The sequence below is a fragment of the Paraburkholderia azotifigens genome, assembly GCF_007995085.1.
In the GTDB taxonomy this organism is placed as follows: Bacteria; Pseudomonadota; Gammaproteobacteria; order Burkholderiales; family Burkholderiaceae; genus Paraburkholderia; species Paraburkholderia azotifigens.
In genome coordinates this window covers 2,705,615-2,719,492 of record NZ_VOQS01000001.1, presented here as the reverse complement: position 1 = coordinate 2,719,492, position 13,878 = coordinate 2,705,615, and the positions used below count along the sequence as shown (strand labels likewise).

12 protein-coding genes and 1 riboswitch are annotated in these 13,878 nt (G+C 63.5%); of the genes, 1 reads left to right on the top strand and 11 read right to left on the bottom strand.

Going from position 1 to position 13,878, the window contains the following annotated elements:
* Window position 1: 1 nt before the first annotated feature.
* From FRZ40_RS12070 to FRZ40_RS12025, 10 genes are all read right to left on the bottom strand, one after another.
* A complete protein-coding gene (locus FRZ40_RS12070; RefSeq protein WP_028367404.1) occupies window positions 2-919 on the bottom strand; it encodes an ABC transporter permease subunit in 918 nt (305 codons plus the stop codon).
* 5 nt (window positions 920-924) lie between these two features.
* Window positions 925-1,938: an ABC transporter permease subunit gene (locus FRZ40_RS12065; RefSeq protein WP_028367403.1), complete on the bottom strand. Its 1,014-nt coding sequence runs from the start codon at window positions 1,936-1,938 to the stop codon at window positions 925-927.
* A 154-nt stretch (window positions 1,939-2,092) separates the two neighbouring features.
* Complete coding sequence (locus FRZ40_RS12060) at window positions 2,093-3,724, bottom strand: ABC transporter substrate-binding protein (protein ID WP_028367402.1); 1,632 nt, start codon at window positions 3,722-3,724, stop codon at window positions 2,093-2,095.
* Window positions 3,725-3,909: 185 nt separating this feature from the next.
* Window positions 3,910-5,553, bottom strand: coding sequence for an ABC transporter substrate-binding protein (locus FRZ40_RS12055; protein WP_147234235.1), 1,644 nt, complete (start codon window positions 5,551-5,553; stop codon window positions 3,910-3,912).
* Between the two features lie 208 nt (window positions 5,554-5,761).
* The gene (metF, locus tag FRZ40_RS12050) at window positions 5,762-6,592 is read right to left on the bottom strand and encodes a methylenetetrahydrofolate reductase [NAD(P)H] (protein ID WP_028367400.1); all 831 of its coding nucleotides are present in this window, start codon (window positions 6,590-6,592) and stop codon (window positions 5,762-5,764) included.
* Between the two features lie 18 nt (window positions 6,593-6,610).
* Window positions 6,611-6,964, bottom strand: a complete 354-nt coding sequence (locus tag FRZ40_RS12045; RefSeq protein WP_028367399.1) for a phage holin family protein — start codon at window positions 6,962-6,964, stop codon at window positions 6,611-6,613.
* 161 nt (window positions 6,965-7,125) lie between these two features.
* Entirely contained in the window at window positions 7,126-8,538 is a 1,413-nt protein-coding gene (ahcY, locus tag FRZ40_RS12040; protein WP_147234234.1) for an adenosylhomocysteinase, read from the bottom strand.
* Between the two features lie 31 nt (window positions 8,539-8,569).
* A riboswitch (S-adenosyl-L-homocysteine riboswitch) is annotated at window positions 8,570-8,684 on the bottom strand.
* Between the two features lie 50 nt (window positions 8,685-8,734).
* Entirely contained in the window at window positions 8,735-9,541 is an 807-nt protein-coding gene (locus tag FRZ40_RS12035) for a glycosyltransferase family 2 protein (RefSeq protein WP_147234233.1), read from the bottom strand.
* A 91-nt stretch (window positions 9,542-9,632) separates the two neighbouring features.
* The gene (locus tag FRZ40_RS12030) at window positions 9,633-10,355 is read right to left on the bottom strand and encodes an LrgB family protein (RefSeq protein WP_028367396.1); all 723 of its coding nucleotides are present in this window, start codon (window positions 10,353-10,355) and stop codon (window positions 9,633-9,635) included.
* A gap of 24 nt (window positions 10,356-10,379) precedes the next feature.
* Window positions 10,380-10,871 (bottom strand): CidA/LrgA family protein, encoded by a 492-nt coding sequence (locus FRZ40_RS12025; RefSeq protein WP_028367395.1) that lies wholly within the window; start codon window positions 10,869-10,871, stop codon window positions 10,380-10,382.
* A gap of 124 nt (window positions 10,872-10,995) precedes the next feature.
* Between FRZ40_RS12025 and FRZ40_RS12020 the strand changes: the two genes are divergently transcribed.
* Entirely contained in the window at window positions 10,996-11,955 is a 960-nt protein-coding gene (locus FRZ40_RS12020) for a LysR family transcriptional regulator (protein WP_147234232.1), read from the top strand.
* 66 nt (window positions 11,956-12,021) lie between these two features.
* Here FRZ40_RS12020 and FRZ40_RS12015 read toward each other — a convergent pair whose 3' ends face one another.
* Window positions 12,022-13,806, bottom strand: a complete 1,785-nt coding sequence (locus FRZ40_RS12015; RefSeq protein WP_147234231.1) for an OmpA family protein — start codon at window positions 13,804-13,806, stop codon at window positions 12,022-12,024.
* Between the last annotated feature and the right edge of the window lie 72 nt (window positions 13,807-13,878).

Here is a 13,878-nt window from a genome sequence, read left to right as displayed (position 1 = left end):
GTCAGGCCAGCCGTTTGAGTTTCGGGTCGAGTGCGTCGCGCAGCCCGTCGCCGAGCAGGTTGATCGAGAGCACCGAGATCAGGATGGCGAGACCGGGCATGGTGACGATCCACCATGCGCTGTCGATGTAGTCGCGAGCCGACGCGAGCATCGCGCCCCACTCCGCCGACGGCGGTTGCACGCCGAGGCCGAGGAAGCCGAGCGCGGCGGCATCGAGAATCGCCGACGAAAAGCCGAGCGTGGCCTGCACGATGAGCGGCGCCGTGCAGTTCGGCAGCACCTGCGAGAACATCAGGCGAGCCGTGCCGGCACCCGCGACGCGCGAGGCCATCACGTATTCCTTGTGCAATTCGCCGAGCGCCGACGCGCGCGTCAGACGCACATAACCCGGCAACGCGACGATCGCGATCGCCAGCATCGTGTTCACCAGACCCGGACCGATGATAGCGACCACGGCGACGGCGAGCAGCAGCGACGGCAGCGCGAGCAGCACGTCCATGATGCGCATGATCGGCGTGTCGGCCCACTTCTCGAAGAACGCCGCGATGAGACCGAGCACGATGCCGGGAATCAGCGCGAGGATCACCGACACGAAGCCGATCCAGAACGACAGACGCGCGCCGTACATCAGACGCGAGAGGATGTCGCGGCCCGCTTCGTCGGTGCCGAGAATGAACTTCCAGTTGCCGCCGTCGAGCCATGCGGGCGGAATCTTCACGGAATCGCGGTACTGCTCGATCGGGCTGTGCGGCGCGATCAGCGGCGCGAAGATCGCGACGAAGATCAGCACCAGCACGATGGTGCCCGCCGCGACGGCGCCGCGATTGCGCGAGAAGTTGGACCAGAATTCACGGGCGGCGAGTGCACGGCCGCTGGGCGGCGTGACTGCCTGGGGGACGGTATTTTGAATGTCTGCCACGGTTTTTACCTCGTATGGCGAATGCGTGGGTTGAGCACGCCGTACAACAGATCGACGACGAGGTTCACGACGATCACGAGTGTCGCGATCATCAGGATACCGCCCTGCACGACGGGATAGTCGCGCCGGCCGATCGCATCGATCAGCCATTTGCCGATGCCCGGCCACGAGAACAAGGTCTCCGTCAGCACCGCGCCCGCAAGCAGTGTGCCGACCTGCAGACCAATCACGGTCACGACAGGGATCAGCGCATTGCGCAGCGCATGCACGACGATCACGCGGCCCGGCGACAAACCCTTCGCGCGCGCGGTGCGGATGTAGTCTTCGCGCAGCACTTCGAGCATCGACGAACGCGTCATCCGCGCGACTACGGCGAGCGGAATCGTGCCGAGGACGATGGACGGCAGGATCAGATGCGACAGCGCCGAGCGGAACGAGCCTTCGTCCGTGCCGGGCAGCAGCGAGTCGATCAGCAGGAAACCGGTCACGTGCGGAATGTCGTATTCGACGGCAATGCGGCCCGAGACGGGCGTCCAGCCAAGCTTCGACGAGAAGAACATGATGAGGATCAAGCCCCACCAGAAGATCGGCATCGAATAGCCGGTGAGGGCCGTGCCCATCACGCCGTGATCGACCACGGAGCCGCGCCGCAGCGCCGCGAACACGCCCGCGGGCAGCCCGACGATCAATGCGAACAGCATCGCGCAGATCGACAGCTCGACGGTGGCGGGGAAACGGGCCAGGAATTCGTCCATCACGCTGGTATTGGTGATGATCGACGTGCCGAGGTTCCCCTGCAGCGCATGGCCGACGTAATGGAGGTACTGAATGGGCAGCGGTTCGTCGAGCCCGAGTCGGTGCATCGCGGCTGCGTGCATGGCAGGGTCGACGCCGCGCTCGCCCATCATCACTTCGATGGGGTCGCCCGGAATCAGGTGAATGAGCGCGAACGCGAGGATCGTGATACCGATGAAAGTCGGTATGACCATCCCGATGCGGCGCAAAACGAATCGGAACATGGTTCGTCCCTATGGTCTTGGTGAGAAAAAACGCAACCGGCGACGAGGGCTCGTGACCCCGGTCGCCGGACCATTTCGACCAGTCTTCTAACCGAACGAAAAGCGTACTGCGTCTGGGACGCGGCGGGCAACGAAAGCCGCCGCATCGCGAGATTTACTTCATGCTCACGCCGTCGAAGCGCGCGTAGCCCAGCGGCTCGATACGCATATCGACGACCTTCTTGCTCACCGGCTGATACACCGTCGAGTGAGCGATCGGCGAGAACGGCAGTTGCTGCGCGAAGATCTGCTGAGCCTGCGTGTAAGCCTTCGTGCGATCTGCCTGAGCCGTGGTTTCGCGGCCCTTCTTCACCAGATCGTCGAACGGCTTGTAGCACCACTTCGAGAAGTTGTTGCCGTTCACCGCGTCGCAGCCGAGCAGCGTGCCGAGCCAGTTGTCGGGGTCGCCGTTGTCGCCCGTCCAGCCGATCAGCATCGTGTCGTCTTCGCCCGCGTGCGCGCGCTTGATGTACTCACCCCACTCGTACGTGACGATCTTCGCCTTCACGCCGATCTTGGCCCAGTCGGCCTGGATCATTTCGGCCATCAGCTTGCCGTTCGGGTTGTATGCGCGCTGCACGGGCATCGCCCACAGCGTGATGTCGAAACCGTTCGGGAAGCCGGCCTTCGCGAGCAGCGCCTTGGCCTTCTCCGTATCGTACGACGGCATCTTCAGGTTCTTGTCGTACGACCATTGAGTAGGCGGCATCGGATTCGTCGCGGCCTGGCCTGCGCCCTGGTACACGGAATCGATGATTGCCTTCTTGTTGATCGCCATGTCGAGCGCCTGACGCACTTCGAGCTTGTCGACCGGCTTGTGCTGGACGTTGTACGACAGATAGCCCAGGTTGAAGCCCGGCTGCGACGGCATGTCGAGGTTCGAGTCGGCCTTCAGCGGCGCGATGTCGGCGGGACGCGGATAGCTCATCACCTGACATTCGTCGCGCTTGAGCTTCTGCACGCGCACGCCCGGATCAGGCGTGATCGAGAAGATCAGCTTCGAAAGCTTGACCGTGTTCGGCTTCCAGTAATCCGGGTTGCCGTCGAAACGGATCGTCGCGTCCTTCGTGTAGCTGCGGAAGATGAACGGGCCCGTACCGACCGGCTTCTGGTTGATGTCGGCGGCCTTGCCGTCCTTCATCAGCGAATCCGCATATTCGGCCGACAGGATCGACGCGTATTCCATCGCCAGATTCTGGATGAACGGCGCGTTGACTTCCTTCAGCGTGAACTTGACCGTGTACGGGTCGACCTTTTCGACCTTGTCGATCAGCTTGTCGAGGCCCATGTCGGTGAAGTACGGGAACTGCACCGGGTATGCCTTGCGGAACGGCTGGTTCGTATCCAGCATGCGCTGGAACGTGAACACGACGTCATCCGCGTTGAATTCGCGAGTCGGCTTGAACCAGGATGTCGTGTGGAATTTGACGCCGTGGCGCAGATGGAACGTGTACGTCTTGCCGTCCGGCGAGACATCCCACTTCTCTGCGAGGCCAGGCTCGACCTTCGTGCCGCCGCGTTCGAATTCGACGAGGCGGTTATAAACCGTGAACGTATTGGCCGTGAAATCCACGCCCGTGGTGTACTGCGCCGGATCAAAGCCCGCCGGACTGCCTTCCGAGCAGTAAACGAGGGTTTTGTTCGGAATATCGGCGGCGTTCGCCAGTTGGGTCCCCGCCATCGATGCCGCTGCCGTCGCGACCAGCATCGTGAGCCGTGCCGCGCGCAACAGTTTGTTTTGCTTCATGTTTCCTCCAGGTTCAGCGCCGGCAAAAACCAGCGTAGCGCGATATTAGTGAGTTTTGCCAGGGGCCGCAATTGGAGTAAATTAACTTTGTTAAGTAGACGAACCCGCCGAAAACGGCGCTGCCGCGCAATGCGCGGCAGCCGGCTCGAATTTCAGCGAATTTGGGACCAGAAGCGGCCAGTTGGCTACTTCAGGCCGACGTTCCAGAACTGCGTCGGGCCAAACGGGTCGATCTTGAACCCCGTGATGGCCTTCGAAAGCGGCTGGTAAACCGTCGAATGTGCAATCGGCGTGAAAGGTACTTGCTGTTTGAAGATCTGCTGTGCCTCGGTGTAGTCCTTGGTGCGCACGGCCATGTCCGTCGTGCTGCGGGCCTGCTTGATGAGATCGTCGAACGGCTTGTAGCACCATTTGGAGAAATTGCTGCCGTTGACGGCGTCGCAGCCGAGCAGCACGCCGAGCCAGTTGTCGGGGTCGCCGTAGTCGCCCGTCCATCCGATCAGCATCGCTTCGTGCTCGCCGCTGTGCGCGCGGCGGATGTACTCGCCCCACTCGTACGTGACGATCTTCGTCTTCACCCCGATCTTCGCCCAGTCGGCCTGCAGCATTTCGGCCATCAGGCGCGCGTTCGGGTTGTACGGACGCGACACGGGCATCGCCCACAGCGTCAGGTCGAAGCCGTCCGGCAAGCCGGCCTGCTTGAGCAGATCCTTCGCCTTGTCGACGTCGTACGGTGCGTCTTTCAGGCTCTTGTCGTAGCCCCACTGCGTCGGCGGCATCGGGTTCGTCGCGGCCTGGCCCGCACCCTGATACACCGAATCGATGATCGCCTTCTTGTTGACGGCCATGTCGAGCGCGCGGCGCACGAGCACGTTGTCGAGCGGCTTTTTGCTTGTGTTGTACGCGATGAAGCCGAGATTGAAACCGACCTGATGCGGCAGCGCGAGCGACGTATCCGACTGGATCTGCGGAATGTCGGCGGGCTTCGGATAGCTCATCACCTGACATTCGTTGCGTTTGAGCTTCTGCAGACGCACGGACGGATCGACGGTAATCGCGAAGATCAGCTTGCTCACCTTCACGACGCCCGGCTTCCAGTAGTCCGGGTTGCCGTCGTAGCGGATCGTCGCGTCCTTCGTGTAGCTGCGGAAGATGAACGGCCCGGTGCCGACGGGAAACTGGTTGATGTCGGATGCCTTGCCCGCCTTGAGCAGCTGGTCGCCATATTCGGCCGACAGGATCGACGCGAACGGCATCGCGATCTGCTGCAGGAACGGCGCGTCCACTTCCTTCAGCGTGAAGCGCACGGTGTAAGGATCGAGCGCCTCGACCTTGCTGATGTTCTTCGCCAGCCCGAGATCGGTGAAGTACGGGAACGGCACGTTATACGCCTTGCGGAACGGATGCTCGGGATCGAGCATGCGCGTATACGTGAACACGACGTCGTCAGCGTTGAACTCGCGCGTCGGCTTGAAGAAAGACGTCGTGTGGAACTTCACGCCGTGGCGCAGGTGAAACGTGTATTGCAGGCCGTCGCTGGAGACGTCCCACTTTTCTGCGAGACCCGGCTCGATGTCGGTACTGCCGTGACCGAACTCGACCAGCCGGTTATAGACCGTGTACGAGCCTGCGCTGAACTCGACGCTCGTCGTGTACTGCGCGGTGTCGAAGCCGGCGGGACTGCCTTCGGAACAGAAGATGACCGTCTTGTCAGGCAGCGACGCGGCGGCGCTCAGGCTGGGCGCGACGCACGCCGCGACGATCGCGACGGCGGACAGGACGGGCAAACAGGACTTGCGGACTGCAGACAGCGTCGATGACATTGGCATGTTGTTCTCCGCGAGGCAGCTGGGTCGAGTGCCTTTGGATCATAGTCAGCCAATATTCAGATTCAATATGGGTTTTCACCGCGTGGGTTTTCACCGCGCTTGCATGACAACGCAATGAATGCGAGGCGGCGTGCGTGTCCGCGAATGTGCAATAAAAAAGCGGCGTACGCTTGCGCGCACACCGCTCTTCATTGCAGCAACAGAAACGTCAGACGCCCAGCCGTTCGCAAATCGACTTCGTCGCGGCCGCACCGTTGAGGGTATAGAAATGCAGCCCCGGCACTTTTGCATCGACGAGACGGCGGCACAGGTTCGTCACCACGTCGAGGCCGAACGCGCGGATCGACTCGCGGTCGTCGCCGAAACTCTCCAGCCGGCGCGCGACCCAGCGCGGCACTTCCGCGCCGCACATTTCGGAGAAGCGCATCAGCTGCGAGAAGTTCGTGATGGGCATGATGCCCGGCACGATGGGCACATCCACGCCCAGCTTGTGCGCATCGTCGACGAAGCGGAAATAGGCATCCGCATTGAAGAAGTACTGCGTGATCGCCGAATTGGCGCCCGCCTTCACCTTGCGCGCGAAGTTCTCGAGATCATGCTTCGGCGAACGCGACTGCGGATGGTACTCGGGATACGCGGCAACTTCGATGCAGAACCAGTCGCCGAATTCGGCGCGGATGAAGCTCACCAGTTCCGACGCATAGCGCAGCTCGCCGACCTCGCCCATGCCGGACGGCAGATCGCCGCGCAACGCGACGATATGACGGATGCCATGCGAGCGGTACTCGTTGAGAATCGCTCGCAGGCTGTCCTTCGACGAGCCGATGCACGACAGGTGCGGCGCGGCTTCGAGGCCGTCCTTCGACATGTCGAGCACGGTGTCGAGCGTGCCTTGCTGCGTCGACCCGCCGGCGCCGAACGTGACGGACACGAACTTGGGCTTGAGCGGCAGAAGCTGCGCGCGTGTCGCACGCAGCTTCTCGAGCCCTTCCTGCGTCTTCGGCGGGAAGAATTCGAATGAAAGTTCGATAGGGTTCATGATCCTGTTGGCAACCCGTCAGCCGATACTGCGGTTGCCGAAGATGAGCGCGGACAGCAGCCACGAAACGATGCTGTACAGGATCGAGCCGAAGAACGCCGACCAGAAACCCGACACTTCGAAGCCCTTCAGCAGCGACGCGCACAGCCAGAAGCACAGCGCATTCACCACGAGTATGAAGAGCCCGAGCGTGAGGATCGTGACGGGCAACGTCAGCAGGATCAGCACCGGCCGCAGGACGGCATTGATGAGCCCGAGCACGAGCGCGACGATCAGCGCAGTGCCGAAACTGCGGATGTGAATCGACGGCACGATGTAGGTGATGATCAACAGCGCGAGCGCGTTGACCACCCAGGTCAGCAATACGGTCATGAACAGCTCCTGATCGCCTGTGGGCGTGAAGTCCGGGTTGAACTCGAAGGGCACGCGCGAAGCATCGGCCGATGCCATGCGTCGCATCGGCCGTCTGCTTCATCCGATGCAGCCGCGTGCGGGAGCACGCGGGCGCATCGTTCATGCCGCCATGTTTCGACTTAGTAGCGGTAGTGGTTCGGCTTGAACGGACCGTTCTTGTCGACGCCGATGTAGCCTGCCTGCTCCGTCGTCAGCTCCGTCAGGTTCGCGCCGATGCGCGCGAGGTGCAGACGCGCGACCTTCTCGTCCAGTTGCTTCGGCAGCACGTAGACCTTGTTCTCGTACTTGGTGCCTTCGACGAACAGTTCGATCTGCGCGAGCGTCTGGTTCGTGAACGAGTTCGACATCACGAACGACGGGTGGCCCGTCGCGCAGCCCAGGTTCACGAGGCGGCCTTCAGCCAGCAGGATCACGCGCTTGCCGTCCGGGAAGATGATGTGGTCGACTTGCGGCTTGATGTTTTCCCACTGGTACTGGCGCGTCGATGCGACGTCGATTTCCGAGTCGAAGTGGCCGATGTTGCAGACGATCGCGTTGTGGCGCATCGCCTTCATGTGGTCATGGCCGATCACGTGGTAGTTGCCCGTTGCCGTCACGAAGATGTCGGCCTTGTCGGCGGCGTATTCCATCGTCACGACGCGGTAGCCTTCCATCGCGGCTTGCAGCGCGCAGATCGGATCGATTTCCGTGACCCACACGGTCGCGCCGAGACCACGCAGCGATTGCGCGCAGCCCTTGCCCACGTCGCCGTAGCCTGCAACGACCGCGATCTTGCCCGCGATCATCACGTCCGTTGCGCGCTTGATGCCGTCGACGAGCGATTCGCGGCAGCCATACAGATTGTCGAACTTCGACTTCGTGACCGAGTCGTTGACGTTGATCGCGGGGAACGGCAGACGGCCTTCCTTCTCCATCTGATACAGACGATGCACGCCCGTCGTCGTTTCTTCCGTCACGCCCTTGATGTGCGCGAGACGCTTCGAATACCACGTCGGATCGATCTCGAGATGCTTTTCGATCGACTTGTACAGCGCGACTTCTTCCTCGTTGGTCGGCTTGCCGATGACCGAGCGATCCTTTTCGGCCTTCGAGCCGAGAATCAGCAGCAGCGTTGCGTCGCCGCCGTCGTCGAGGATCATGTTGGCGAATTCGCCGTTCGGCCATTCGAAGATGCGGTGCGAGAACTCCCAGTATTCATCGAGCGATTCGCCCTTGAATGCGAACACGGGCGTGCCGCCCTGCGCGATCGCGGCAGCGGCGTGGTCCTGCGTCGAGAAGATGTTGCACGATGCCCAGCGGACGTCGGCGCCGAGCGCCGTCAGCGTCTCGATCAGCACACCCGTTTGAATCGTCATGTGCAGGGAGCCAGCGATGCGTGCGCCCTTCAACGGTTGCTGGGCCTTGTACTCTTCGCGCGTTTGCATGAGACCGGGCATTTCGGTCTCGGCGATGGTGAGTTCCTTGCGCCCCCAGTCGGCCAGCGACATGTCGGCAACAATGTAATCTTTGGAATCGATAACTGCGGCGTTCATCACGCCCTCCTTTCTAAAAAAGACTAGAAATGTGACGTGAGCGCCGTTCGATGCGGTTGGTTTGTAGGCGCGGCGCGCGTCCAATCCTTCCGATTGAAAGCCTTCGAGCCTGGCGGGCCGAACCCGTCGCAACGCTCCTCGAAGACGAACGGCGATTGTAGCAAAACGAGATGACGAGCGGGTACGGCGATTCAGGCTATGCCGATTGACCTGGCGGGGATTGCGAGGCCTGCGCGGCCAGATGCGGTGCGAGTTCGGCGTCGCGCAATTCACGGATCGCGTCGTAGGCATGGCGCACGAACCGCCAGGAGGCCTCGCGTGTCGAGTCGACGAGTTCGTCGGACGCGTCGAGCATGCCCATCGAAATGCGGAAATACCGCTCGGCGTGGATGTTCGGGTGATAGTGCATGCGCACGCGCTTGCAGTCGTCGAGGCGCGGATTGCCGAAGATATTTAGCAGCGCGAGCGAAAACGCGCCGTCTTCGCCGCCGTGGCGGCGGAACACGTCGTCGAGCGGAAAACCGCCGAATGCCGCGTACAGCGAGCGCCGGATCACCAGACTGCTCGGCACTGTGTTGCTCAGCGTCGCCGCGTGCTCGGCGAAGCGCGGATGGGAGGTGATGTCCGCGGGAAAGCCGCAATACTCGACGTCGAAACGGATCGACGGCTGACGCGGATGATCTTGCAGGAATTGGGCGGCCGCAGCGAGCGCGCCGGGCAGATATTCGTCGTCGGCGTCGACGAAGGCGAGCAGCGGATGCCGCGCATGCATCGCGCCCCAGTTCCGCGCGCGCGCCGCGCCGCCGTTTTGCGGCATGCTCAGCAGTTCGATGTGCGGATAGTGCTGCGCAAATTGCGCGGCGATTTCGCGCGAAGCGTCCTGCGAGCCGTCGTCAACCACGACGATCTGCGCCGCTTCCGGTTGCGCGACACAGCCTTCGAGCGTGCGGGCCAGCGTGCGCTCGGCGTTGTAGCAGGGAATGATGACGGAGAGGGGATGCATCGCCTGAACCGGCCTCGGAGTGAATGACGCCGGCGATCATAAGGCGGACGCGCCGACACTCATCTCAAAATAGGCTCAGTCCTTCTGCAGGTCAAAGCGGCAGCATCCCGAACAGCGGCGCAAGCAGCACCATGACGACGCCCGCGATCATCATCGTCAGGCTCGCGACCACGCCCTCTTCGCTGCCCAGTTCACGCGCCTTCGCAGTGCCGACGCCGTGCGCCGCCGCGCCGAACAGCGCGCCGCGCGCCAGCCGCGTGCGCAGCGGCACGAGCGCCAGCACGATCTCGCCGAACAACATGCCGCACACGCCCGTCGCGATCACGAACAGTGCCGTCAGATCCTTCGGCGCGTGAATCTTGTCGGACACGGCGAGCGCAAACGGCGTCGACACCGAACGTGTCATCAGACTGCGCTGCAGTTCCGGCGACAGATGCAGCAGCTTCGACAGCGCCAGCGACCCGCCCACGGCGACGACGATGCCGACCGTCACGCCGACGGTGAGCGAAATCCAGTGGCGCTTGAGCAGCTCGCGGTATTCGTAGATGGGCACCGCAAACGCAACGGTGGCCGGGCCGAGCAGCCACATCAGCCAGCGCGTGTCCTGAAAGTAGACGGCGTACGGAATCCGCGCGACGACGACGATCGCGGCCAGCACCGCGGGCACGGCCAGCAGCGGCGTGAGCCAAGGAGAGCGGAAGCGCGCATACAGCGCCTTCGACGCGAAATAGAGCGACACCGTCAGCACGAAGCAGCCGGCGGCGATGAGCCGGGACGCGTCGTCGGCGAAAAGAGACGAGTAGAAGGCGCTCATGAACGGAACCGTCCGGAACGTGGATTAGAGGAAGCTGCGGCCGGCAGCACGGCGCTCGACGGGCGCGCGCTGAACCATCACGCGACGCAGTGCGAGGCGGCGTTCGAGGCGCGCGGCCTGTTCGACGGCGAAAGCCACGGCCACCATCACCATCAGCGTGCCCGCGACCACGACCAGCGCCAGGCGCCAGCCGTCTTCGCGGAACAGGCCGCCGTACTGGACGGCCGCGACGGCGGCGGGAATGAAGAACAGCAGCATGTCCGACAGCAGCCAGTCCGCGCCCGCCTTCACCCAACGCGGCGCGACGCCGCCGCAGAACAGCAGCGCCAGCAGCGCGACGAGTCCCACGACGCCGCCCGGCACGGGCAGGCCGAAACGGCGCACGATGTAATCGGCGGCGAACCAGACGCCGGCAATGGCCGCGCTCTGCACGGCGATCCGGCCGATCTTCGCGACAGGCGACGTCGCATCGAGGCGGATGGAAGCGGCAAGACGGGCGATCAGCGGCGAGATCATGGCAAACCCTAGGTGACTTTCAGATGAGATTCAGTATAGGGTGCGGTGCAGCATAAATATAATGACTTAGAATTATCTGCTTCATTCCAATTTGGAATTGAAGCTTAAGAAGAGGGCTACGGACATGGAACTGCGCGCGCTCCGCTATTTCGTCGAGGTCGTACGGCAGCAGAGCTTCACCGTCGCGGCCGAGCAGATGTTCGTCACGCAGCCGACCATCAGCAAGATGGTGAAGGCGCTGGAAGACGAGATCGGCTCGCCGCTGCTGCTGCGCGACGGCCGCCAGATGGTGCTGACGGACGCCGGCCGCATCGTCTATCAGCGCGGTCAGGACGTGCTCGCCGCCTACGCGCAACTGCAGGCCGAGCTGAACGACCTTGACAAGCTGGGGCGCGGCGAACTGACGATCGGCATTCCGCCGATGGGCGGTTCGCTGTTCACACCCGCGATCGCCGCGTTCCGGCAGCGTTATCCGAAGGTCGAGCTGAAGCTGTTCGAGCAGGGCTCGAAGGCCATCGAGGCCGCGCTGATTTCGGGCGAACTGGAACTGGGGGGCGTGCTTCAGCCCGTCGACGACATGATCGACGTGCTGCCGATGACCCGTCAGGTGCTGTGGCTCGTCGCGCGTCACGGCTCGCGCTGGGATGCGCTGCAGGAAGTCCCCCTCGCCGATCTCGCGCAGGAGCCGTTCGTGTTCTACGGCGAAAGTCTTGCGCTGAACGACGTCGTGCTGACGGCGTGCCGCACGGCGGGTTTCGCGCCGACCATCGTCGGGCGCAGCGGACACTGGGATTTCATGGCGGCGCTCGTGCTGGCAGGTGTCGGCATTGCGCTGCTGCCCGCGCCGTATTGCAGGCGGCTCGACGCCGCGCAGTTCACGTGCCGGCCCGTCGTCGCGCCCGAGATTCCTTGGGAAATGGCGATCGGCTGGCGGCGCAACGGCTATCTGTCGCATGCGGCGCGCGCATGGCTTGAAGTGGCACGCGAAACGCTGCCGGGACTCACCACCGACAACTTCACTCACCCGCCCACCTTCGATGTGCCCGCCGCTCCGACCGACCGCGCGCGGCCGCCGCTGAAATGAAAAATGCCGCCCGGTTTGCACCGGGCGGCATCGCGATCCGACTTCCCTCGTCTTACTTCCCTCGTCTTACTGCGGCTGCGCTTGCGCGTCGGTGAATTCGATCCGCCGGTTCGCGAAGCGCCCGCTTTCCGTCGCGTTGCTCGCCACGGGGCGCACGTTGCCGTAGCCGTGGGCGACGAGCGCGTCGGCGGGCACGCCTGCTTTCACGAGGTACGCACGCACGGCATCGGCGCGCTCCTTCGACAGTTCCATATTCGCGGATTCGCTGCCGACGTTGTCCGAGTAGCCGGCCACTTCGAGCTTCGGCGCATGACCGCTTTTCACGCAGGTCTGCAGCAGTTGCGCGGACTGATTCAGATCTTCGAATGCCGATTGCGGCACGTGCGCGTCCCGCGACGCAAAATTGACGACCTGCAAGTTCAGCGTCTTCACCAGATCAGCCACTGCGCACGATGCGCCCGGCGCGAGCAGCGACTTCGCTGCATTCTGGAACGACTGCGCGGCATTCGCGACGGCTTGCGCCGGATCGAACGCGCTCACCTGATACGGCGCGCCGAACAGCGACTTCAGTCGGTCCAGCCAGCCGGATTTTGCATCGGCGGCGGCGCCGCTCAGTTCGACCCGCGTGCCGTCGATCTTCATCTCCGCTCCCGGCGTCGCCAGCAGCGGCATCAGCGCGTCGAGATGCGCGAGCCAGTCGGCGCCCTTGCGGCTGTCGTCGAGCGTGATGTCGGCGTTGAAGTTGCCCGCGCCGAACTTCTTCGTCAGTGCGTTCAGCAGTTGCGACTTTTCCGCGACGTTCTGGACGGTCGCGGTGATGGTCGGCTTGCCGTTCCTGTTGACGGAAACGATCAGTTGCGAATCCTTCGCTGCGGCGGGCGCTGCATCCGGCTCCACTTTGCCCGAAGCGCTGGCGGCATCGTCGTGCGTGGTCTGCGAAGTCTGCTGGACAGCGGTTTGCGTCGCGGCGGACGCATCCGCTGCGGCAGGCTCGGCCGCGAGCGCGTTACGGCCGAGGATTCCCGTCGCGGACGGGCAGTACGCGAGCGCGACCCACGTCAGCATCGCCGCCAACGCGCCGATCAGCGCGGACAACGCCGCCACGCCGAGCCAGTGCTTGGCCTTCGGACCGACATGCCGCACTTCACGTACTTCGCGCACCTCGCGCGCAGGCTGCATGGCGGCCGGCGCATTCGGAGGCAGCGTCGGCTCGGCGGGCGCGCGCACGGGTGCGGGCGCTGCCGCCGGATGCTCGAAATGCGACGACACCGCGCGCACCTGCGAACCGACGGCCTGCGCGAATGCCGTTGCACCGCCCAGACCGAGCACCATCGTCAGGCCGTCGTTCAGGAACGGCGCAATATGCGGCAACTGCTGGCCAAGCAGCGCCGGCAACTGGCCGACGTTGCCCTGATGATCGAGAATGTGGCGCTTGAGCACGCCCATCAGAATGCCGCCCGCGATGCCCGACACCGCGTGGGTCGCGTGCGCGGGCACGCCCGTCTGCATCGACACCGCATCGCTCAGGCCGTCGATGCGCCGCTCGAACAGATGTTCGAGCAGATGGCGTCCCGTCGACGACAGCTGCGTGACGCCCGTTGTGCTCGCGAAAATGCGCGGCAGTTGTTCGGCGATATCCGCGTTGACTTCCTGACCCAGGACGCTCGCAAACAAAGCCCGCGCGCCGTCGAGCGTCGAGCATTTGTTCAGCAGTCCGGCGACGAGCGCCGGCGTGGTGACGTCCATTACTTTCGCCGTCGCTTCCGGCGGCAATCCGAGGCAATTCGACAGCTGTCGAACCACCGCCTCCGGCAACGCAGACCGGACCAACTGAATCACATTGACACTCATCGATTCGTTTCCCTGAATTTCGAACGCGCGCCCATGCGCCCTTCGTTGGGCCGCGATTATAGGAGCGTGAAA